Origin of the sequence: Streptomyces sp. NPDC060000 (assembly GCF_042737375.1) — a bacterium.
Classification (GTDB): Bacteria; Actinomycetota; Actinomycetes; order Streptomycetales; family Streptomycetaceae; genus Streptomyces.
In genome coordinates this window covers 78,182-102,303 of record NZ_JBHWUU010000014.1, presented here as the reverse complement: position 1 = coordinate 102,303, position 24,122 = coordinate 78,182, and the positions used below count along the sequence as shown (strand labels likewise).

Below are 24,122 nucleotides of genomic sequence, written 5' to 3'. Positions count from 1 at the left end.
CCCTCGTCACGATCGGCCGTCCGTCAGAAGATCACCGCCCTCTCCTACCCGAAGGGGTCGCGGTGACACCGGGGGAGCGGTCCCGCCAGTGCGACCCGTCGTGGGATCACAGATCGTCCAGCAGGTCGCGGAGCTGGTTGCGGCTGCTGACACCCAGCTTCGGATACACGTTGTAGAGGTGGGAGCTGACCGTGCGCGGGGAGAGCATCAGGTGCTCCGCTATCTCCCGGTTGCGCAGCCCTCGTGCCGCCAGCCTCACGATCTGGCGCTGCTGGGCGGTCAGTTCCGCCAGCGGGTCGGCCTGGGCGGGGGCGCTGGCCACGCCGCTCGCCCGCAACTCGGCGCGGGCCTCCTCGGCCGAGCCGGACGCGCCGAGCCGGGTGAACGTCTCCAGCGCTGTGGCCAGGAGCGGGCGGGCGTCCAGGGGGCGCCGCCGTCGGCGCAGCCACTGCGCGTAGTGGAGCCGCGCCTGCGCCCGGGCCAGCGGCCACTGATCGCCCACCGGGTTCACCGTGGCGAGCCGGAAGTGGTGTTCGGCGTCCTTCGGGGCGCCGGTCAGCGCGGCGGCGTGGTGCATCAGCAGCGTCATCCGGGTCGTCGGGCGCTCTCCCAACGCGGTGCGCACCGCCCCGAGGACGTGTGTCGCCTCCCCCTGGCGGCCCGTCCGCTGGGCGGCCGCGGCGAGATCGGCGATCGACCGGGGGGACATGAAGTAGTGCAGCGCCGTGCCGTCCTCGCCGAACAGGGACCGGAAGTGCCGGAACGCGGCGTCGAAGTCGCCGGCCGCCATCGCCACAGTACCGGCGGCCCGCAGGAGCCATGCGTGGGTGGCGCGGTTCTCCTGCAGCGCGACCGCCGTCCATGCCTGGTCCGCCGGCATGGCTGCGGGCTCGCCGCGCAGGGCCCGCAGGGTCGCCTGCAACGCCTCGACGTCGATCTGCAGATGCCGCCACTTGTGCACCGCCGCCAGCGTCCCCGTCATCTCCAGGTGCTGGTCGGCCTCCGCCCACCGTCCGGTGTCGATCAGCGTCACGGCCATCGGGACGAGCGTGGGCGCGGCGGAGCCCATGGCGCCGTACGCGCTGAGCACGGGGTGGACCCGGCGCAGGGACTCCACGCACAGATCGGACTCGTCGGCGTAGAAGGCCAACCCGCCGACGGCGACGCCCCGGGTTATCTCCGCGATGTCGAGCGTCGGGGCCGGTGAGCCAGGCCGTCGGCGGATCCTCCGCAACAACTCGGTGGCTTCGCTCGGGTCGGCCCCGGCAAGGGTCACGGCCAGCACCGACTGACTGGCATCGGTCGTCTTCAGCTCGGCGTAGGCGGTGCCGCGGTTCCCGTCCTCCACTCCGTGCAGCAGCGCGGATATCGGGCGCCTGACCTCGGGCAGGCCCGACTGGAAGGCGACTGCCTGAAGGACGCTGGCCAGCGCGACCACCGTCATGGCGTCCCCGGGCGGATTCGGCTCCAGCGCGCTCATCAGCACCTGGAACGCCTCGCGTTGGCGACCGGACAGCGACAGGGCCATGCCCGCGGCGCAGGCCGCCATGCCCAGCAGGTCCCGGTCCTCGGTGAGCGTGGTGATCCTGTCGTAGAGTTCGCCGACCCACGAGGGGTCGCCGGCGTTCTGGGCGGCTCGTAGCGCCTTCGCGTAGCGTCGCGCCCGGTCGGCGGTCGCGGGGCTGCACTCGGCGGACCGTTGCAGGGCCTCGCCCGCCGCGAAGAACCCGCCGCGCCTTTCGGCGAGTTCGGCGGTGTCCTCCAGGGCCGCCGCCACGGACTCGTCGTGACCGACGCACGCTGCGGCCAGGTGCCAGGCGCGCCGGGCCGGGTCGGCCGTGAGCGCGGCCGCCAGGTCCCGGTGCGCCTGCTGCCGGAGATAGGCCGGCGCCGCGTGGTAGGAGCCCGTGCGTGCCAGCGGGTGGCGGAAGACGACCCGCCCGTCCATGACGGTCACGAGGCCGGCCTCCTCGGCCGAGGCCCACGCCCAGAGGTCCGGCCCGGCGCCCGCCGCCGCCATGATCGTGTCGAGGTCCTCGTACTGCGACGCCGCCGCATAGAGGATCAACCGCTGGGTCATCCCCGGCAGGCCGCGCAGGCGGGCGGCGTACAGCTCCTGGATGCGCTCGGTCTGCGGCAGCCCGCCGCCGGGCAGTACGCCCGCGCCGCCCGATCCCGCGGCGCGGCACAGTTCGATGATGGCCAGCGGGTTTCCGCCGGCCTGCCGCAGCAGTTCGATCCGTGTCCGGCCGGTGGGAACGTGCGGCTGGGCGTCCACGAGTTCGACCGCGTCCCGTTCGGTCAGCGGCCCCAACAGCACGGTGGGCAGGGTCTGTGGAACCCCGTCGGGGGGAGTCTGCCCGCGTGCCGCCAGCAACACCCGCACGTCGACGGCGTTGAGACGGCGCATCACGAAGCCGAGCACGTCGAGGGAGTCCCGGTCGAAGTACTGGACGTCGTCGATCGTCAGCAGAACACGCTGCCGGCGGGAGACTTCGGTCAGCAGCGTCAGGACCGCGACACGCAGCAGCATGGGGTCGGACGGCCCCTCCGCGGGGGCGATGCCGAACGCCGTCCTGAGGGCCTTGCCCAGATGGTCGGCCAGCGTGGCGACCTCGGGCAGAAGGGGCAGGAGCAACTGGTGCAGGGAGGCGAAGGACTGCCGTGACTCGGCCTCCGTGCCCTGGCACGCCAGCACGAGCGCTCCGCCGTCCCGCGCGTGGTCGACGCCGACCTTCAGCAGCCGCGACTTGCCCGTGCCGGCCTCGCCGAGCAGGATCAGCATCCGCGGCTCGCCACGGCCCTCGACGGTCTGAAGAAGGCGGGCGATCTCGGCCTGTCGGCCCACGGGGGGAATATTCGGTTCGAACGAGTGCACGATGTGGCGCCTAGCCCCCGTGCCGAGCCACGGCCACCGCGCACGCGCGGCGTATCCGCGGGACGTCCTTCAATGGTTCGGCCACGACGTACTTCCTTGCTTCCATGCGCACCACCCCTGCCGGTCACGAGGTGCGAGGCAGACGCCACACATCTTGTCATCCTTTGCGCGCGGGGCAGCGCCGCCCGTTCGCGCTCCAGAGCACTGGTGCTCGGACCGGTGGCCGATCGGCATCGGGCGATCGGCTGCTCGGCGGCGGCTCCCGGATGGCCCACGTCTTGCACGAAAGGGCGTGATCCGTGCCCGCACGGCGTACATCGCCGGTTGGTGTGGCGCGGCGGGGACAGGCCGTAGTGCACTGGTGGGGGAACGTGTTCCCAGAGTCGATCGCCGGGCCCTGCGTGCATCGGTTGGTCGCCCCCCCGCTCCACGGCGGGGGGATCGCCTCTCTCTCACGGAGAAGCAAGGCATGAGCGGCAGTCAGGCAGGCGCGGCGGCCGGCCCATGGTCGACACCGTCCGCGGGTCCGGGCATGGCGGGCGCCGGGAGCCGGCCCACCGCCCCTCGTGCGGAGGCGGCCCGAACGCCGGCCCGGTACGGCCGACGGCCGGCTGTCCCTGAGGCCTCTCATCCCGCCTCCCTGCACAGCGGCGGGACGGCGGCACCGTCCTCCGTCGCAGGCCGGGTACCGACACCGCCGGCGCCCGGGGCAGCGGTTCGCGACGAAACCTCTGCGCCCTCCTCGGACGGTGCAGGGCGGAGCGGTGTCAGGAGCCCGCAGTTCACGGCCCACCGCGCGGGCGAGGCATGGCTGATCTCCCCTGCCGGCCCTGTTGATCCGCGTGCCCTGACATTCGCCGCGGGCCTTGCCCGCGACCCCGAGTGCTCCGTCCTGGTGGTCGACCTGCCGGACGGGGCGGACGATGTGACGCTCGATCACATGACACGGGAGGTTCCGCCCGGAAGGAAGGGCCTGAGGCTCGTGTTCGGCCGGCCTCCTCGTCTCGGAGCCGCCTTCGTGGCCCGACGGCTCGCCGGCCGGTTGGACCGGACGGTGATCGTGGCGGACGGGACCCCGTTGCCGACCTCCGGCGGAGGGCTGTTCATCGCCGCGGATCACGGACCTGGCTGGGTGCGCTGCGTACCCGGAGCACCGGAGGCGTTCGACTCCAGGCGATTCCCGAAACCGGCGTGGGAGTCCGCCCTCCCCGGTCGGCCCTGGCGGCTGAGCGCGGCGGCCGTCGCGGAACCCCTCCCGGCCGGCGTGTGGCTGCGTCCGGCGGAGGAGAACGCCGCTCAGCACGACCACCGGACGCGTCTTTCCGCCCGGTTGGGGGTCTCCTCCGAGCTGATCACCATGGTGGTCGGGGTTCCCGGGTCGGCCGCACTGCCGCTGGCGGACGTCGCCCGCTTCTGGGAGACCCTGGCCCCGCACGTGCGGCAGGCCGTGCGACTCGTGTGCTACGGGCCCACTCGTCTGAGCGGGGGGAGGAACTTCGGGGACGTGCTCGCCCAGGTGCTCGGCCAACCCGTGCGCCTGTACAACGGAATGCCGCAGCAAGGCGACGACTCCGGTGACGTACTGCTGGTGGGGGATGACGGATCGCCGGGTCGTCCGCTGCGGGCACACGAGTTCACCCACATGCCCCCGACCGGCACGGGGTCACCGCGGCCCTCGTTCGCCGCGGTGCACCGGTGGCCGCTCGGAGACCTCCCGGAGATCGGTCCCGGGACTCACCTCCTCACGGAGGACGTGGTCGTCGAGGTGGTGCGCAGTGGCCTGTGGGTACGCCGGCCGCAGGACCCTCCGCATGCGGCCGAAGTAAGGACCGCCGACCCGCACCCCGGTCACGAGCGGATCCTGTGCGATGCCCAATGCCCGGAGGCACTGCCCCGGCTCAGGCGTCTCGCGGATGACCTGGTGCGTCGCTTCCCGCCCGAACTGCGCGGAGCGGTACGCGTGGGTGTCTGCCGCCCCGCTGTTCCGGCCTCCGGCCGGACAGGTGCTGCAGCTGTCCCGCAGGCGGCGCGTCCTCCTTCCCCTGACCGGTCCGGCCCGCTTCCCGGCGTCGTCGGCCGCTCCCTGGTCCCGGGTGGCTCCGGCCCGGTACCGAGCGGCGAGGGGGCCGGCCAGGTGCGGCCGCACACCGCCCCGGGCGTCGGACACCAGGGCCTCGTGTCCCTCGCGGCCGAGGTACTGCGCAGGCATCCCGAACTCACCGCGGGCCGTCCTGATCCGGACGCCGTCGCCGGTCTCGCGGCCGTCCTCCGCCGACTGGCGGGAGGCGAAGGGCCGGACGGCCCCGGGACGCAGACGGCTGACCGCGTCCCGGAACCTCCCGACCGCGAACTGCTGGGCAGGGGGCTGCGGTTGCTCCCTGTGCACCACGGGGCGACAGGTCTGCGGGCGACGCTCGACGAGGCGATGCGGCAGTGGTACGCCGGGCAGCCGCTGCTGGTCGACGCCGATGTGTGCGAGGCCTCGGTGCGGGGCCCCCGCGACGATCCGGGTAACACCGACTTCCTCATCTGGTCGGTGCGCGGTCGCCGTACGGACCTCCTCGACCCCCTGTCTCCGGACCGGGTGCTGTTTCTGCCCGGCTCCCGGTTCCGGGTACTCGAAGCCGCACCGGACATCCCGGGTGTCGTCATGATGCGCGAGATCGACCCGGAGACGACACAGCGGGATGGGGAACTCGACCGGGCGGCCGTGCGTGAACTCACTCGGGCGTTGAGGGACTGGCGCGGTGGTACGGGGGCCTGACGCGGCCCCGAACGCCCCACGCCGCACCATCCTGGCCTCGGTGCCACTCCGAGCGCCTGATCAAAAACGTCATCCACACCGTGGTCGAGCGGTTAGGCCTGCGTGACCGCACGCACGCCGTCTCGCACACGATCCGGACGGGAATCCTGTGAGAGTGCGCGTCGAAAAGTGCAGTGCTCGCGATCGTCCGGGCACAGCGTCCGGCCGTGGCCTGCCGGTCGCCCTGCCCGGTTCTACGATCACGGCGGGACAGGCGCCGCACGGCGCGTCGCCCGAAGGGCCACGCGTACTCGTATCCGCCCGTGCGTATTCTCGGCGACCGAGGACGAGCGCCGCGCCCGACGACCTGGGACAGCCGGAGTTCCCACCCTTCCCGTACGACGCACATCACCGCCGGCCGTCCTGACGCGCTTCACGACTGGGAGAGGCTCACACGTGACACAGCAGGATCCTGACGCCGGATCTCCCGCGCAGACAGCCGGGCAGCCGACGGCAGGAACGGTGTGGGAACGTGAACTTCCCTGGCAGATGGCCTCGTTGGACAACGCCGGGGAACTCGGCACCGCATCGCGGGCCACGCTCCGCTCGCCGGGCACATCACAACCGGCGGCCGGGACGCGCGGAGCCGCCGGAGGTTCGGCGACGCCCGCGGCGTCACGGGCGTTGGCCGCCGTGCGGCGCAGCCGGGAGACGGTGACCCGGCCCGGCGACGGGGAAGCGACGGATGCGGGGGCGGGCGACAGCGCCGAGGACCCGCAGACGGAGTCGTTCCCGGGCCGCGTCAGCCTCACCAGACCCGTGCTGGCCGGAACCGTCGGGCTCGGCGTCCTGCTGCTGGTGGCGATACCGGCCCTGATGCCGGACGACCCCGCACCGGCGCACCGGTCCGGAGCGGCCCGCCCCGCGGAGGAGTACTCGCTGCGCTACGAGTACCGCTCCGGCGGCAGTAGCGCCTCGCCCTCGCCGGGTCCCGGGTCAGGTCCGACGTCCGGGCCGAGCGCCGGCGCGTCGCACCGCACCGGTGGCACCGCGAGCGCGGCCGCCTCTTCAGTGGAGGACGTGGCCGCCGCGGACTCCGCCACCCCCTCGCCCCGCGTTCTCTCCCCGCAGTCCACCGCCTCGCGCTCCACCGCCACGGCGCAGCACCGGTCCAGCACCGTCGTGCACGGCACGAGCGTGCTGGAACCAGGTCAGACCTGGTCCACCGGCTCAGTCGTCCTGGCCTTCCAGGGTGACGGCGATCTGGTGCTGTATGACAAGAAGGGCCACCGGCTGTGGTGGTCGGGGACCGCCGGGCAGGGCGCCAAGACGGTCTTCCAGGCCGACGGCAACCTGGTCGTATACACCCGGAACATGCGGACCGCCTGGTCCTCGCGCACCGACGGCCACGACGGCGCCCGACTCGTCCTCCGCGCCGACGGCAATGTGATCATCCAGTACGGCCAAGCGGTGCTGTGGTCCACCCGCACGGCCCTGTGACGCCGCGCCGGCGAGACGGCCGGTCCCGACGCCCCCGACGCCGGCCGGCACCGCGTCGTCGCGGCCCGGACGTCCAGGCGGAGACATCCGCCTGCCCGGGCCGGGAGTTCGGGCAGACCCCCTGTCCGTGCAGGCAGTGAGCCGGACCCGTTCTGGCGTGCGCCGGCCCACCGTCCTAAGTTCGCCTACCAAGAGGCTTGTCGCCGGCTGGAGATGCACCTGATGAACACCGTGGTTGTCAAACGCCCGCCGCGTGTGTCAGGACCGGAGGTGCCCGAGGGCCGCATCGAACTGGCCCAGCCGCCTGTCCTCGGTGAACCGGCCGCGGCCGACCTCGGCTCCGTCATGGTCGTACTGCCGATGGGCATCGGATTCGGCGCGATGGCGCTGATGTTCACCGTCGGCAGTTCGACGTCCACGTACCTGATGTCCGGAATGATGGGTGTCGGGATGATGTCCATGAGCATGGGGCAGATCGGCCGGGCGGGTCTGGACCGCAAACGCCGGATGCGCGCCGAACGCCGTGACTACCTCCGCTACCTGGCACAGCTTCGGGTCCAGGCCCGGCAGGCGGCCGCCGCCCAGTTGGCAGCGGCGGTGTGGGACAACCCGCCGCCGGAGCAGCTGTGGTCCGTCGTGCGCTCCTCCCGGGTGTGGGAACGCCGCTCAGCCCACGAGGACTTCGCCAAGGTGCGCATCGGGCTCGGCGTCCGCCGTGCCGCCCTCGAACTCGTTCCCCCGGAGACCAAGCCCGTCGAGGACCTCGACCCGCTCACCGCGATCTCCCTGCGCCGGTTCACCGCGGCCTTCCAGACGGTGCCCGGCATGCCGATCCCGGTCGCTCTGCGCAGTTTCACCAGCGTGGAGTTCGCCGGCGATGTCCGGCACGCGCTGGATCTGGTGCGGGCCATGCTGGGGCAACTGGTCACCTTGCACTCGCCCGACGAGCTGCGGGTCGCGGTGCTGACCGACGACACCGGCCGGGTGGAGTGGGAGTGGGTGAAGTGGCTGCCGCACAACGCCCACCCGCGGGAGCGGGACCAGGCAGGCCCGCTGCGGCTGATCGCCACCGACCTTGCCGAGTTCACCGACCTGCTCGGCCCGGACGTCCTCGACCGGCCCGACCACGATCCGCACACCACCCCCAGCGCCGTCGAACCCCTCGTGGTGGTCGTCGCCCACCGCACCCGGATCCCGCCGGGCTCCCGGCTGCTGGGCGCCGGACTGCGCAACGTCGTCCTGCTGGACGTCACCGGTGCCATGCACGGCGGGGCGGACGTGCTCCGGTTGACGACGGAGAACGGACAGGTCTCGTTCCCGGTCGGGGACGCCTCGGCCGGGGCCGGGGCGGACGCACTGAGCCGGCGGGAGGCCGAGGACCTGGCCCGGTCGCTCGCTCCGATGCGCACCAGCGGCGTCATCGACCTGACCGACAACCCCTTCGAGTCCGACTTCGAACTCACCGCCCTGCTCGGTATCCGCGACCCGCGCGCCTTCGACGTGGCCGCCATGTGGCGTCGGCGCCTCGACCAGAGCACCCGTCTGCGGGTACCCATCGGCGTCACCGAGGACGGCGAGGTCGTCGAACTGGACCTCAAGGAGTCCGCGCAGACCGGCATGGGACCGCACGGCCTGCTGATCGGCGCCACCGGCTCCGGCAAGAGCGAGCTGCTGCGCACCCTGGTCATCGGCCTGGCCACCACCCACTCCTCCGAGGTACTCAACTTCGTCCTGGTGGACTTCAAGGGAGGCGCCACCTTCCTGAACATGGAACGGCTGCCGCACACCTCCGCCGTGATCACCAACCTGGCCGACGAACTGCCGCTGGTGGACCGTATGCAGGACTCCATCGACGGCGAGCTCATCCGCCGTCAGGAGCTGCTGCGCGCCAGTGGCTACTCCTCGCTCTACGAGTACGAGAAGGCCAGACTGGGCGGTGCGCCGCTGCCGCCGCTGCCCTCGCTGCTCGTCATCGTCGACGAGTTCTCCGAACTGCTCGCCGGCAAGCCCGAGTTCACCGAACTGTTTGTGACCATCGGCCGGGTGGGACGCAGCCTCGGTGTGCACCTGCTGCTGGCCTCGCAGCGACTCGACGAAGGGCGCATCCACCGCGTCGAGGGACATCTGTCGTACCGCGTCGCGCTGCGCACGTTCTCCTCCATGGAGTCGCGCAGCGTCATCGGCGTCGCCGGGGCCTACGAACTGCCGCCCGTCCCCGGCAACGGCTTCCTGCGGGTGGACACCACCAATCTGGTGCGGTTCAAGGCCGCCTATGTGTCGGGCCCCTGCCCGGAGAGCCCCGACGACCAAGAGGCAGGGCGGCACGACGAGGAGGCGGCCCGGGAGATCGTGCTGTTCGGCCTGGACCAGCGCCCCGCCGCCGCGCAGGCGCAAGATCCGGTGGCACCGGCCGAGGAACGGCCCGAGCCCGCGCCCAGCCGGCCGTCGGAGAGCGGGGAGAGCCTGCTGGAGGTGCTCATCGACCGGCTGGCGGAAGCGGGGCCGCCCGCCCGACAGGTCTGGCTGCCGCCGCTGGCCGAGTCGCCCAGCCTCGACCAGTTGCTGCCCGGTATCGTGCCCGACCCGGTGCGCGGTATGACCGCCGCGGAGTCCTCTTCACTGAGCGGCCTGCGGGTGCCGCTGGGCATGGTCGACCGGCCGCACGAACAGGTGCGCGAACTGCTGGTGGCGGACCTGTCCGGAGCCGGCGGACACGTCGGGGTGGCCGGCGCGCCGCAGACCGGCAAGTCGGCGCTGCTGCGCACGCTGATGATGTCGCTCGCGCTGACCCACACCCCCGACGAGGTCCAGTTCTACTGTCTGGACCTCGGTGGCGGCGGCCTGGTCTCGATCGCCGGGCTGCCCCATGTGGGGTCGGTCGCCACCCGGCTGGAGCGCGACAAGGTGCTGCGCAGCATCGAGGAGATCGCGCAGGTGCTGGAGCGCCGCGAGCAGATCTTCACCGAGCGGGGCGTGGAGTCCATGGCCGCCTACCGCGAGATGCGCAGCTCCGGCACCCTCGACGACCCGTACGGCGATGTCTTCCTGGTGGTCGACGGCTGGGGAACGCTGCGTCAGGACTACGAGGAACTCGACGACCGCATCACGGCGATCGCGGCACGCGGCCTCTCCTTCGGTATCCACCTGGTGGCCTCGGCGGTGCGCTGGTCGGAGATCCGGCCCAAACTGCGGGATCTGCTCGGCACCAAATTCGAACTGCGGCTGGGCGACTCCATGGAGTCCGAGGTCGGCTCCCGCCAGGCCGCCGGCGTCCCGCAGCAGCCCGGCCGCGGCCTGACCAGCTCCGGCCATCACTTCCTGTCGGCGCTGCCCCGGCTGGACAGCTCGTCGGCCACCGGTGATCTCACCGCGGCGACCAAGGTCGCCGCGGCCGAGATCGGGACCTTCTGGACCGGCCGCACCGCGCCGGGCGTCCGCCTGCTGCCCAGCAGACTGCCGGTCGAACGGCTGCCGGACGCCGAGGGAGACCTGCGGGTCTGTCTCGGCTGGGACGAACAGCGCCTGCAGCCGGTGTGGCACGACTTCGCTGCCACCCCCAACCTGATGGTCTTCGGCGACGGCGAGACCGGAAAGAGCAACCTGCTGCGTCTGATGGCCCGTGCCATCACCTCCCGCTTCCGGCCGGAGGAGGCACGCATCCTGCTCGGCGACCCCGACCGGGAACTGCTGGCGGCGGTCCCCGAGGAGTACCGCGTCGGTTACGCCGTCGACAGCGCGGGACTGAAGGAACTCGCGGTCAGCACCGTGGTGTCGATGAGCAAGCGACTGCCCGGCGCCGACGTGTCCCCCGAGAACCTGGCCCAGCGGGACTGGTGGGAGGGGCCGCGGCTGTTCCTCCTCGTCGACGACTACGACCTGTTCGTCAGCAGCCCGATGGACAGCCCGACCGCGCCCCTCGTACCGCTGCTGGCCCAGGGCGCCAACATCGGCATGCACATGGTGCTCGCCCGGTCCAGCTCGGGGGCGATGCGGGCGATGATGGACCCGATGCTGCGCAGGCTGTGGGAGCTGGGCAACCCGGCCCTGCTGCTCTCCTACCCCAAGGAGGAGGGCAAGTTCATCGGCGAGGCCAAACCCCGCATCCTGGTACCCGGCCGTGCCCAGCTGGTCACCCGGCGCGGGATCCGGCTCGTCCAGACCGGTCTGGTGGGCGAGGGATGACCGGCCCGCCGCCCCTCTCGCACTGCCCCTCCGGCACAGCCCGTCCCGCACAGGAGCGCCATGACCACCTCCGGCATCATGTCCGGCCTGGATTCCACGACCGTCTGCCGGATCACCGTCGTCGGACCGGAGCGCAGCGCCGATCTGGGCGTACCGGCCACCATCACGGTGAGCGCCCTGCTGCCGGTGCTGGCGTCCCGGCTCGACCCGGACGACGGCTCCGACGGCGGGTACGTGCTGCAACGGCTGGGGGAGGAGCCGCTGGAACCCGCCTCCACCCCCGAAGCCCTCGGGCTGCGCGACGGCGAGGTGCTGTACCTGCGCCGGGCCGACGAGGTGCTGCCGCCGATGATCTTCGACGATCTGGCCGACGGCGTGTCCACCGTCGTCGGCGCCCGTCCCGACCGCTGGCGGCCCGAGCTGACCGGGCGGCTGTTCACCGGCCTCGGCTGTCTGACCCTGGCCACGCTGGCCGCGGTCGTCCTGGCCTACGGGACCGGCTCGCTGGTCACCGCCCAGTTCGGTACGGTCGCGGTGGCCCTGCTGGTCGGATCCGCCGTCGTCAGCCGTTCCGGCACGGCCGGCCCGGCGGCCGCTCCGGTCACCGGGACGGCAGGCTGGGCGTTCGCCGCCCTGGCCGGACTGACCGCCTCCCGCGGGGCGGCCGCGCTCACCGCCCCCGACCGGCACGAACTGCTGCTCGGTGCCGCCTGCGCGGCCGCCGCGGCCATCGTGCCGCTCGTTGCCGGGAGGGTACCCGTCCGGTTGTTCGGCGCCCTGCTCACCGCCACGCTCGCCGCCGAACTCGGCGCCTTCCTGTCGGTCAGCCTCGGCTGGGACGCTCTCACCTCCGCCACGGTGGTCGCGGTCACGATGTTCGTCCTCAGCGCGGTGGCGCCGCGCCTCGTGCTCCGTCTGGCCGGGCTGCGTGTGCCGCAACTGCCCCGCAACGCCGAGGAACTCCAGGAGGACGTGGAGCCGCGTACCCGGCAGGACGTCGAACGGCGGGTCGTCGCCGCCGACGCCTACCTCACCGTCTTCACCATCGCGGCCTCCGCGGTGTACGCGGTGGACCTGTTGCTGCTGACCCGCCGCGGCGGATGGACCGAGTGGCTGCTCGCCCTGGTCCTGGGCGCCGCGGTGACCCTGCGCTCCCGCAGCGTCACCGAGGCCGCGCAGCGGGTGGCGCTGGCCCTGGCCGGCACGCTGGGACTGACGCTGGCCGCGGTCTGGCTGCTGGCGTCCGGCGGTCCCGGTGCCCAGGCCTGTCTCACCGTCGTCCTGCTGGCCGCCGCGGGGCTGCTGCTGCTCGCCGCCCAGCGGCTGCCGTCGACCCGGCTGCTGCCGATCTGGGGTCACACGGCCGACATCCTGGAATTGGTCACCGCGATCGCCCTGGTACCGCTGCTCCTCCAACTCCTGCACGTCTACTGGTACTTCCGGTCTCTGGCCGGCTGAGGGGAACTCGTGCAAAGCCGTCGTGACCATGTCCACGCGTATCAGTTCGCCACGGGACGGCTGGCCGCCGCGCTGGTGTCCGGAGAACACGCGACGGGGGAGCCGCCGGCCCGACGCGGCGTCGTCGGCGTGGTCATCGGGATCGTCCTCGCCCTGCTGGTCTGCGCCGGGTTCGGCATCTACGGCCTGATCAAGCCCGGCGGCAACACGGCCTGGGCCAAACCGAACGCCATCGTGGTGGAGAAGGAGACCGGGACCCGCTTCCTCTATCTCGACGGCGTGCTGCACCCGGTGGCGAACTATGCCTCCGCGCTGCTCGGCGCCGCCGGTTCACAGGACGGCACCACCGTGCACACCGTCTCCCGCAACTCCCTCACCGGGGTGCGGCGCGGGACCGAGGTCGGTATCGCGGGGGCACCGGACTACGTGCCGCAGGCCACGGCACTGCTCACCGGGGATTTCTCCCGGTGCCTGACGCCGGGCCACAACAGCGGTGAGACGATCGACTTCGCGCCGACCGAGGAGTCCGCCGCCGAACGCTCCTCGGCGGGCCGCCGGATTCTGCTGCGCGACGGTGAGGGCACCGCGTACCTGCTGTGGAACGGCACCCGGTACCGCCTGGACGGCCGCTCCGCGCTGGTGGCGCTGGAACTGGACGGCCAGGACCCGGTCGCCGCCTCGAAGAACTGGCTGGCCGCGCTGCCCGCCGGGCCGACCGCCGGCCCGGCGTCCGTGCCCGGCCGCGACAGTCCGGGTCCGCAGATCGGGGGGGAGCCGACCCGGGTCGGCCAGGTGTTCTCCACCGCCGCCGACGGCACCGGTCCGGCCCAGTACTACGTCCTGCGCGACGACGGCCTCGCCCCGCTGAGCCGCACCGAGTTCGCGCTGCTGGCCACCGGCCCCGGCCAGGCCGCACCGCGACAGGTGAGCCGCGCCGACGTCGCCGCGGCTCCCGGCTCCAAGGACCGTTCGCTGCTGCACCGGCTGCCCGACTTCCTGTCCGGCCCGGTCGTCCGGCCGGGGGACCGGACGGTGTGCCTGCGGCAGCGGACGGCCGGCACCACGGTGCGTACTTCGGTGACGCTGGAACCGGCACCGCCCGCCGCCGCGGGCCCGGCCGCCGTCCCGGTGGGAAAGGGGCTGCTGGTCGAGGCCCTTCCGCTGCCGTCACAGGGCGTCGCCCGGCAGTACTACCTGGTGACCGAACTGGGGGTGAAATACCCGCTCGTGGACGACAGCGCCCTTTCGGCGCTCGGGTACGGCAGCGGTCAGGTCCGGCCGGTCCCGCGGGCCGTTCTCGACCTGCTGCCCACCGGCCCGCCGCTGTCCCGGGCGCGTGCCCTCACGGCCGTGCCGATCTCCCCGGCCCGCTCCGCCTCTCCGTCCGGCGCCGCGTCGAAGGGCCACTGATATGGCACTCGGACTGAAACCCCGTCGCGCCGCGGAGGCACTGGACCTGGAGAGCCACCGGGCCGGCGACGCTCTGCTGGTCAACCTCAAGGGCGGGCTGGACCAACAGGCCCTTGCCTTCGCCCGGGGACTGCCCGCGGACCCCGAGCACCACCTGGTGGTCCTCGATCTGCCGGCCGACGCCACCGACGCCACCTGGACGGAACTGGCCCGCCTGCTCGGCCGGCGCACGGGTGGATACCGGCTGGTGGTCGGCCGCCGGCTGCCGGGCGGAATGCTGCCGGTCGGACAGTGGCTGGCCGACCGGCTCGACCGCACGGTGCTGGTACACGACGGCGCCGTGGTCCCGGCGGCCGGCGGAGTCCTCTACGTTCCCGTCGATCCCGTCGACGGCGGATCCGGATGGGTACGGCTTCAGCCGCGCCGGCCCGCCGTTCCGGTGTCCCGCCGATTCCCCCAGCCCAGCTGGGAGTTCTCGGTGGCCGACCAGCCCTGGAGCACCAGCGAACGGGTGGTGGCCGATCCGCTGCCGAGCGGGGTGTGGCTGCGTTTCACCGAACAGGAGGTCCGGCTCACACACCACCGCGCGCGGCTGGAAGCCCGGCTGGCCTGCCAACGCGATCTGCTCACCGTCGTCCTCGGCCACCCGGGGGCGGGAGCCGTGCCGCTCGACGACGTCTCCCGGTTCTGGGAGTCGGTGCTGCCCGGCGCCCGTTCCCAGGTGCGGTTCGTGCCCTATGGGCCGCTGGCCGTGCCGGAGGATGGCGTGCCGGGCCAGGCACTGGCCGATCGGCTCGGCTCCCCGGTGGTGCTCTACAACGGACTGCCGGTGCCCCGCGCCCCCTGGGAGCCGCCCGAGGTCCACGCCCTCGACGCCGACGGGGCGCTCGGCTGGGCCGCCTTCGCACGGGAACTGCAATACCTCCCGGCCCGGATGACCGGGGGACGGGCGACCGCTCCCTCCGTGCTCAGCCACCGTCCGGTGGTGGACGGCATCCCCCAGATCGCTCCCGGCGTCTATCGGTACGCCGACGACGCGGTACTGGAGGTCGTGCCCAGCGGGTTGTGGATACGCCCTCCCGACGAGCCCGCCGACGCCGAACTCATCCGCTCGGCCGCCGTCGACCCCCGGCACTTCCAGCTTGTCTTCGGCACGGTGTCACGTGCCGCCGTGCGGATGCGCGAACTGGCCGAGAGCCTGCTGTGCCGTATGGACCCGGTGACCCGCGGCCTCGCCAGGCTGATCCCCGCCCCGCAGATGGCCCGGGCGACCCGGGCTCCCGCGCCGGCGGCCCTGACGCTCGCGGTGCCGGCCGAGCCGTCCACGTCGGCCGAACCCGACACGGGCGCCACGGCGTTCGGGTCCGAGGTGCCCGCTCCCCTGGTCGCGGCCGCGTCCCATCCGGGCCATGGCACCCGCGCGCCGGTGCCCGAGCCGGACGCGGGGCGGGTCCGCCCGGCCGACGTGACCGCCACGGCGGTTCCGCGCCCGCAGGAGACGCCATCCGGCGTACGACCGGGGGGCGGCACCACCACGGCGCAGGCCACGGCGCACCCGGAGACGCCCGAACCGGCCACGCTCGGCGGACCGTCCGCCGGGTTCGTGGCGCCACGGGGACAGGTGTCGCCGGCGATCGCGTTCGGCGCATCGATCCAGGAGGTCTCGGGCTCCGCCGCGACGGAGACCGGTGCGGCGGAGCCCGGCACGCGCGTCCCGCGGGAGCGGCCGTCCCCGGACGAGGGTTCTCCGGCTGAGCCGTACGGCACCGCCGGGAGCGCACCGGACGCCGGGGCGGCCCCGTCGGAGGTCGGCGCCGCCCCGCCGTTCGCCGGCGGCAGCCCCGGCCCGGCGTCCGAGTCCGGCCGGGACGGCGGTACGCCTGACGTCCCGGACCCCGCCCCGCCGAGGCCGACCATGCCGTCGCTGAGACTGGTGTCCGCTCCGGCCCCCGCAGGCGCCGCACCGACGGGCGGTGCCCAGGTCGCCGGGGACCGCACCGACGCGGGTCGTAGGCCGCCGTCCACCCCCGCACCGGTCGCACCGCGAGCGGCGCAGGCGGCGCCGGCGCCGAGAACGGCCGACGCCGACACCGGGCCGGAACCCGCACCCGGACGCGGACCGCGGCCGCAGCCGGTGCCGTCTCCCGCCGCCTGTGCGCTCCCGCCACGCAAGGGCATCGCCCGGGAACGCGAGTGGCTGCGCAGTTCCTTCCGGCAGCAGTACAACGACGGTGCCGGCGCGGTGACCCGGGTGCTGTCGCAGTCGCCGGGACTGCGCGGCACCGGACAGACCTCCACCGAGGACGCCGTCACCGACCTGGTGGCGGCCCGGCTCTACCTGCGCGGAGACGGGGCCCTGCTCGACCGGGCCGTCCGCGGCGCCGACGTCGGACCGCATGTGCCGCTCGCCCGCTGTGTCACCGCCGGGCTGCGCCGACTGCCCTCCTACCGGGGCGCCACCCTGCTGCGCGCCACCCTCGACGAGGCAGAGTGGGCCTGGTACGCGCACCGTCGGCTGGTCACCGAGTGGGCGTTCGGATGGGCCCTGACCGACGCCGCGCCCGCCCTGCCCGGCGACGTCGACTTCCTCATCTGGTCCATGACCGCCCGCCGGACCGCGCTGCTCGACCCCGACCTGCCCGACCGCGTGCTGTTCCTGCCCGGCACCAGCTTCAAGGTGCTGGCCGCCCGGGACGGCGCGCGCCGAAGAGTGCTGCTGCGCGAACTGTCCCCTTCGGAGGTCGGTGCAGACGGACGGGTCGACACCGAGCGGACACCACTGGACGAGATCGCCCTGTCCGGGCTGGACCAGGCCGAACGGGTCTGGCGGGCGGTCGAGCCGGAGTCCGCGCGGAAGATCCCGGACGCGAGTGCTGGCCGGTTCGGCTGCCCGCCGGGACTGATGGTCGGCTCCGGCCACGCCGCCCCGGACACTCCAGGCACCACTCCCGGAAAGAGGACAACACCATGAGCCGGCAGATCTTGCTGGTCGCCCAGGACGGTTCGGCCCCCTACCCTACGATCGGCGCGGCCCTGGCCGCGGCCGTCGACGGCGCGCTGATCACCATCTCCCCGGGTACCTACCGGGAGGCCCTGGTCATCGACCGCGTCGTCACGCTGGCCGCCGGGTCCCTCGGTGTCCGCGTCGACGGCGGCACGGCGAGCGCCGTCGTGGTCGACGCCGAGGCGGCCCGGCTGACCGGGCTCGTACTGGAGGGAGGCGGCGAGCAGACCCCGGTCGTCGAGGTGCGCCGTGGCGAGGCCGCCCTGGAGGAGTGCGCGATCTCCGGCGAGGCCTGGGCCGGCATCCTCGCCTGGCACCAGGGCACCCTCATCGCCCGTTCCTGCCAGGTGACCGCTCCCGGCGGAGCCGGGATCGTGGTGACCTCCGCCGGCGCCAACGTGGTGGAGGGCACCACGATCGGCCGGACACTCTCGTCCGCGGTGGTGGTCGCCGAACGCGGACGGCTGACGATGCGCGACTGCCGGCTCGACGGCGCCGGCGGCAACGGCGTCTGCGTCAACGGGCAGGCCCACTGCGTGGTCGAGGACACGCTGATCACCGGCAGCGCCCAGCCGGCCGTGGTGGCCGAGCAGACCGGCCGCCTGGAGCTGCGCAAGGTCGCCGTGTCCGGCAGCGCCGGACTCGACGCCTATCTGACCAGCGGCGCCGAAACCACCCTGACCGACTGCTCCTTCACCGGATCGGGCGGAGAGTCCGTCCTGATCGCCGGCGGTTCGGAGCCCACGCTGCGCGGCTGCTCGCTGTCCGGTGCGGCCCGGACCGGGCTGCGGATCACCGAGGCGTCGAGCCCGCTCCTGGAGAACTGCGAGATCACCGGCGCGCCGATCGGCGTCCTGGTGGACGGCGGCAGCCGGCCGGTGCTGCGGACACTCACGGTGCGCGGTACCGACCGCGGTCTGGTGGCCACCGACGGTGCCTCGGTCGAGGCCGAGCGGCTGACGGTCTCCGCCGGTTCCGCCGGCGTCCTGGCGAAGGACAGGGCGCGTCTGAGCGTGCGCGGGTCGGAGGTGTCGACCGAGCGGGCCGGTGCGGCGGTCGAGCTGAGCGCCGGCGCCGGCGGCCGGCTCCACGACCTGCGGGTGAGCGCCGCCGACGGGCCCGGCCTGGCGCTGACCGGCGCGACGGCCGTCGCCGAGGCCTGCGTGGTACGGGACTCCGGTGTCCTCGTCGGCGCAGACGCGGAGTTGGACCTGAAGGACACGGAGGTCACCGGGTCCGACACGGACGGCGTGCGGGTGGCCGGCGGAGGCAACGTCAGGGCCGTCGGCTGCCGGGTGCACGGTGCCCGCGGTCATGGGGTGCACCTTCAGGCGACTTCGCGGGCCGAGCTGGACAACTGCGTGGTGTTCGACAACGCGGGTGACGGTATCCGTGTCAACACCGAGGAACCGGTCCGCGTCCAGGACTGCGAGATCCGCGACAACGGCGGTCAGGCACTTCACCGGATGCGTCCCGGGTCCCGCCTCACCGTCGTCAACGTCAGCGGCGCGGACACGCCGGTGGACTCCCCGGGGGAAGGGGACGGCGTCCCACACTGGGAGCCCGACCAGTCGCAGACCACGGGCGAGGCCGGCACGGGCCGGCGGCCGCCGGTCGCCCGGCACACCGGGACCGGACCGCTGGCCGAACTGGACGCGCTGGTCGGGCTGGAGAGCGTCAAGCAGGAGGTCACCGGCCTCATCAACCTCAACAAGATGACCCGCCGCCGCGAGGAGATGGGCCTGCCCATGCCTCCGATGAGCCGTCACCTGGTGTTCGCCGGCCCGCCCGGCACGGGAAAGACCACGGTGGCCCGGCTGTACGGCGCGGTGCTCGCCGAGCTCGGCATCCTGAGCAAGGGCCACATCGTCGAGGTGTCCCGCGCCGACCTGGTCGCGCAGATCATCGGCGGCACCGCCATCAAGACCACCGAGGTCTTCAACCGGGGGCTCGGCGGCGTGCTGTTCATCGACGAGGCGTACACGCTGACCAACCAGTCGAAGGGCACCGGCCCGGACTTCGGCCAAGAGGCCGTCGAGACCCTGATGAAGCTGATGGAGGACCACCGGGACGAGATCGTGGTCATCGTGGCGGGCTACTCCGCTCAGATGGACCAGTTCCTGGCCTCCAACCCGGGTATGGCGTCCCGCTTCTCACGGACTGTGGCGTTTCCCAACTACACGGTGGACGAACTGGTCACCATCGTGCTGGGGTTGTGCGGCAAGCACTACTACGAGCTGACCGAGGGCGCCCTGGAAGGGGTGAGCCGGTACTTCGACCGCATCCCCAAGGGACCCACGTTCGGCAACGGCCGGGTCGCGCGCCAGCTCTTCGAGACGATGATCAGCAAGCAGGCGTCGCGCCTGGCCGTCGGTGCCCCGGGCAAGGACTCCGAGTTGAGCCGGCTCACCGAGGCGGACGTGGAGACGGTCGCCGAACCGACCCCGCCGGCCCAGGCCGACGCCTCCGAGTCCGCCTCGGACGACGTCCCGGGTGGCGGCTCGCCCCAGAGCGCCGGAGCCGCGCGGATCGCCGCCCTGATCGGCCTCGACGAGGTACGGCAGGCATTGGAGGTCCGCCTGGCAGCCCTGGCGGCCGCGCGCCGGGCCGGCGGCCCGGCGGCCGGTGCGGCCAACCTGGTGTTCGCGGGCCTGGAGGGCAGCGGTCGCGACGCGGTCGCGGTGCTCTACGCCAGGGCCCTCGCCGAGTCGGGCGTCCTGCCGACCGGCACGGTGCACCGGGCCCAGCTGTCGGTCATGCCGGCCCGCTGGCCCGGCCAGGCCGAGGCATACCTGTCGGGGCTGCTCGACGAGGCGGCCGGCGGCCTGCTGCTGCTCGAACTCGACCAGTTCTTCACCCAGCGGCCGGCCGCGGAGCGCACCGCCCTCGTCACGGCCCTCGCCGACTCGGTTCCGCGCCGTCCCGACACGGCGCTGGCCCTGTCCGCGGATCCGCAGCTGCTGGCCGACCTGCTGGTCGTCCCGCCGGGGGGCCGGCTGGCGGAGTGCTTCGCGGCCCGCCTGGACTTCGCTCCGTACACACCGCGGGAGTTGGCGCGGCTGGCGGTCCGGCGGTTGACGGCGACCGGGTTCGAGGTGACGGACGGGGTCGTCGACGCCCTCGCGGAACGCTTCGCCGAAACCCCGCCGCGCAGCGGGGCCTTCGGCGCCCACTGGAGCGCGGACCAGTTGGCCGACGCGGCCGCTTCCCGGGTGATCGGACCCGCGGACCTGCCCGCCCTGCTGGAGGAACCGGACCCGGACCGGGCCGGCGCGGTGGCGGTGGCGTGATCCGGGGCGCAAGGGCAGGGGGCGTGTCACAGCGGGCAGGACAGAGCCGTTGCGCTGTCGGCCCATCAGGGGGAGGGGCAGGATAAGACGTACAGAGCGAAAGCCCATTGATCCGGCAAATCCACACAAAGGAGAACCACATGTCGACAGCTTCCGGGATTGAGGCCGTAGACCTCGGAGGGATGAATCAGTCTGCGAATGTCCATCTGCAGACTCTGGAGAATCACCGCGCGTCCTACCAGACCATGACGGGCCTGGCCCAGCAGGCGGAGCAGGGCTGGCAGGGGCAGGCCGGCGTCAACTTCACCAACGCGCTCAACGCCTGGCTGGAGAACTACAAGGTCGTGGGGAACGTTCTCGACCAGATGCACGAGCGCATCGTCGCCAACGGGCAGCAGCTCTCCACCACCCATGAGTCGACGACCGGTACGACGGCGCAGGTCGGGGCCACGATGGCGCAGCCCGTCGGACTCGTGGGTTTCTAGCCCTCACCCGCCGAATTCGCGCGGGCGACCGGGGATGACCCGCACGGCACCGCGCATCATCTGAACAGGAGGAAACGCATGCCGACTTACACGATCAACTGGGCGGCCTTCAACGAGGTGCTGGAACAGCTGACGACGGTTCAGAACGAAATCAGCACCCTGAACCAGGAGTTCGCCTCGGGCAACACCTCGGCACTCAGCGAATGGCAGAGCTCCGTCAAGGAGTTGTTCGACGCGCACAAGACCGAGTGGAACACGGCCACCGCGGAGATGGAGCGTCTGGCGAAGGATGCTCAGATCGCGGCGGCGCAATGCCGTGAGGAGTACGCGGGCGCGGTCAAGTACGGCACTCAGCTCTGGGGCAGGTAACCATGGCCGAGGTTCCGGTGACTCCCGTAGATCCCTCCACTCCGGACACTGTCACCCCGCAGGCGTGGGACCCGACGAGCGTTCACCGGCCGGACGTCCCCGACGCGCCGGCGGGGGGCAGTGTGCCGGACCCGCCATCGGTGCCCAAGGGCGCGGGCGGGGGCAGCGGCAGGGAGGTGGTGGACACCGCGTCCCTGGACCTGTTCGCGAAGAACATCGAATCCCTCGTGCCGACGATCGTCGCGGCGCGGGAACGGATGGCGGCCGGCTCGGGAACCACCGTGCAGCCGGGTGCCTTCTACGACGCCTACCAACTGCGGTCCCAGACCTCGGGACCCAACGGTGGCGGCGGTCTCCAGCAGCGGTACTACAACGTACTCGCCGACCTCGCCGAGGGGCTGGCGGACATCAGTCGTGGCGCGCAGCTGATGAGCAAAAAATACACCTCTGTGGATGATCTTGCCAAAATGAAGACGAGTGATCTCCAGGGGATGCTGAGTGACGCGTCGGCGGACTTCCAGAGACTGGCCAACGACAGCGGCGGCACCGTCTCGACCAGTGGTTCAGGTACCGGTTCAGGTACCGGTTCAGGTACCGGTTCAGGTTCCGGTTCAGGTTCCGGTACAGGTACCGGTACAGGTACCGGAAGTTAGTCGCGGACCACACCGCTGTCGGCGGTATCGGAACTTCCCAATACCGCCGACAGCGGTGCACGCGTCATGAATTCCGTGCCCGGTCCTTCCGCGATCGTTGACGTGTCGTCCCGGAGGCCGAGGCTTCAGACGAGAGCGCAGGCTTATGCCCGACTACAACCAAGGTGGATTCCACCAGGACGACTCCGGGATCTACGCGGACCCCAGCGTCCAGGGCTCCCCGTCCGACTACGACAGCTGGGACTGGAAGCAGATCATGGCCGCCATCACCGGCGGTTCGAATCTGACGCCGGGCGCCGGCGGCGACGCGCGTGCCTCCGGTACGGCCAACCCGCAGAGCCTGGTGGAGGCGGCGAACGACTTCCAGTACGTCCAGCAAGTCCTCACGATGGTCGGCCAGAGCCTCGCCGCACAGTCCAAGGCGCTGGCAGGGGGGAGCGGTGCCCCGTGGCAGGGCGCCGCGGCGGACACCTTCATGGACACCATGACGACCTTCTCCAAGCAGGTGGCCGCCAACGCCGAAGCCCTCGGCGGCGGGTCCACCGGCAGTTCGGTCGGGCAGAATCTCGTCTGGAGCGCCAACGCGCTGACCGTCGCCCAGGCCAACATCCATGCCATCGACGCCTGGTATGCCAACCAGGCGGCCCGGCTGGGTGTCAAACCCATGGCGAACGGGCTCATGCCGATCGGTCAGAAGCCCGAGCTCGTGGAGATGATGACCAACGACATGCGGGCCCAGCTGAAGCAGCTCGCGTCGAACTACGCCCAGGTCGGTCAGACCCTGGGCCGGGTGCAGCCCAAGCCCGTCGTGTCACCCACCAAGGACCCGGGCAGCTCGGGCGACGGTTCCGACGGGACGCAGGGAAGCGGTGGTTCGGGCGGCACGGGCGGTCCCGATCTGAGCACCGGCGGCGGCGGTGGCGGCGGAACCGGCTCTCCGGATCTGTCGAGCCTGGACGGCGGTGCCGGTGGAGGGGAAGGCGGAGGTACCGGCAGTGCGGCGCCGTTCACCGGTGGTACGGGGACGCCGGACCTCAGCACGGGCGAGGGAACCGGTTCCGGTACGCCGGACCTGGCCGGCCTTGGCTCCGGGGGTGCGGGGGGCAGCGCGGATCCCTTCACCGGCGCCGCGGCCACGCCCGACCTGAGCGCCGGCGGGGGGAGTGGGATCACGACCCCGGACCTGAGCACGGGCGGTGAGACCGGTACAGGTACTGGTACGCCGGACCTGGCAAGCCTGGGCTCCGGAGGTGCGGGGGGCAGCGCGGATCCCTTCACCGGCGCGGCGGCCACGCCCGACCTGAGCGCCGGCGGGGGGAGTGGGGCCGCAGCGACGATCGATCCCTACTCGGGAGCACTGAATCCCGGGCTGGACGAAGTCCTCAACCCGTCCACCGGGGCGGCGGGCGCCGGTTCCATGGGCGGTGTGGTCCCCACGGGCGCGCTGGGAGCCCTGCCGTCGACGTCCACCGGTGGCAGCGGTTCGTCGAACACCGGCCAGGGACTGAGTGAGCTGCCCGAGGCCTGGACCGGAGGCGCGTCGCTGCCGGACCTTCCCGGAACCACGTCAACCGGTCTCTCGGGCACCGGCACCACCGGGCTCCCGGACATCGGCGCAGCCGACCTCTCCGGCACCGGAGTGTCCGGTCTGCCCACCGGCCTCAGCAGTGCGCCGGCCGACTCGTCCCTGTCCTCGATGCCGAGCTCCAGCCTCGTCTCCTCCCCTGGCCTCCCGGAGGCCTCCGCCGGTTCGGCGGGTGGTGTCGGTGCGTCGGGGATGCCGATGATGCCGATGATGCCGGGTTCGGGGGCTGCGGCCGCTGGTGCGGGTTCGGGTGCCGAACGGCCTGACGCGGCGGGTCTGTTGGGTGGTGAGGGTGTGGTGCCGTGGGCCGGAGGCGCCTCCACAGGGTCGCTCGACGACGTCGCTCCGGTTGCGGGTGCGCCGTCGGGTGGGGCCGGTCTGACGGGTGCGGGTGCCGTGCTGCCGGACGTGGAGTCGGGCGGGGTGCCGTCGGTGTCGGTGCCGTCGGCCGGTGTGTCGGGTGAGGCGGATGGTGTCGGTGCGTCGGGGATGCCGATGATGCCGATGATGCCGGGTTCGGGGGCTGCGGCCGCTGGTGCGGGTTCGGGTGCCGAACGGCCTGACG

At 72.7% G+C, this 24,122-nt stretch carries 12 protein-coding genes; 11 read left to right on the top strand and 1 reads right to left on the bottom strand.

What is annotated here, in order from left to right:
- Positions 1-106: 106 nt before the first annotated feature.
- Entirely contained in the window at positions 107-2,848 is a 2,742-nt protein-coding gene (locus ACFWBB_RS10575) for an AAA family ATPase (RefSeq protein WP_385269249.1), read from the bottom strand.
- A 970-nt stretch (positions 2,849-3,818) separates the two neighbouring features.
- Between ACFWBB_RS10575 and ACFWBB_RS10570 the strand changes: the two genes are divergently transcribed.
- The 11 genes from ACFWBB_RS10570 to ACFWBB_RS10520 form a co-directional block, all read left to right on the top strand.
- A complete protein-coding gene (locus ACFWBB_RS10570; RefSeq protein ID WP_385269247.1) occupies positions 3,819-5,642 on the top strand; it encodes a hypothetical protein in 1,824 nt (607 codons plus the stop codon).
- Positions 5,643-6,077: 435 nt separating this feature from the next.
- A complete protein-coding gene (locus ACFWBB_RS10565; protein ID WP_385269245.1) occupies positions 6,078-7,121 on the top strand; it encodes a hypothetical protein in 1,044 nt (347 codons plus the stop codon).
- 222 nt (positions 7,122-7,343) lie between these two features.
- Complete coding sequence (gene eccCa / locus ACFWBB_RS10560) at positions 7,344-11,303, top strand: type VII secretion protein EccCa (protein ID WP_385269243.1); 3,960 nt, start codon at positions 7,344-7,346, stop codon at positions 11,301-11,303.
- Between the two features lie 60 nt (positions 11,304-11,363).
- Entirely contained in the window at positions 11,364-12,761 is a 1,398-nt protein-coding gene (eccD, locus tag ACFWBB_RS10555; RefSeq protein ID WP_385269241.1) for a type VII secretion integral membrane protein EccD, read from the top strand.
- A 9-nt stretch (positions 12,762-12,770) separates the two neighbouring features.
- Positions 12,771-14,171 (top strand): type VII secretion protein EccB, encoded by a 1,401-nt coding sequence (gene eccB, locus ACFWBB_RS10550; RefSeq protein ID WP_385269239.1) that lies wholly within the window; start codon positions 12,771-12,773, stop codon positions 14,169-14,171.
- 1 nt (position 14,172) lies between these two features.
- Positions 14,173-17,142, top strand: coding sequence for a hypothetical protein (locus ACFWBB_RS10545; protein ID WP_385269237.1), 2,970 nt, complete (start codon positions 14,173-14,175; stop codon positions 17,140-17,142).
- On the top strand, positions 17,139-20,465 hold the full coding sequence (locus ACFWBB_RS10540; protein ID WP_385269235.1) for a right-handed parallel beta-helix repeat-containing protein: 3,327 nt from the start codon (positions 17,139-17,141) through the stop codon (positions 20,463-20,465). The genes ACFWBB_RS10545 and ACFWBB_RS10540 overlap by 4 nt, the downstream gene beginning before the upstream one ends.
- 182 nt (positions 20,466-20,647) lie before the next feature.
- Positions 20,648-20,950 carry a hypothetical protein gene (locus ACFWBB_RS10535; RefSeq protein ID WP_385269233.1) on the top strand — a complete coding sequence of 101 codons (303 nt, stop codon included), beginning with the start codon at positions 20,648-20,650 and terminating at the stop codon, positions 20,948-20,950.
- A 78-nt stretch (positions 20,951-21,028) separates the two neighbouring features.
- Positions 21,029-21,319, top strand: a complete 291-nt coding sequence (locus tag ACFWBB_RS10530; protein ID WP_385269231.1) for a hypothetical protein — start codon at positions 21,029-21,031, stop codon at positions 21,317-21,319.
- A 2-nt stretch (positions 21,320-21,321) separates the two neighbouring features.
- Entirely contained in the window at positions 21,322-21,972 is a 651-nt protein-coding gene (locus ACFWBB_RS10525) for a hypothetical protein (RefSeq protein WP_385269229.1), read from the top strand.
- A gap of 145 nt (positions 21,973-22,117) precedes the next feature.
- Positions 22,118-24,122 (top strand): WXG100 family type VII secretion target (locus ACFWBB_RS10520; protein ID WP_385269227.1); only part of this gene is annotated, 2,005 nt, incomplete at its 3' end.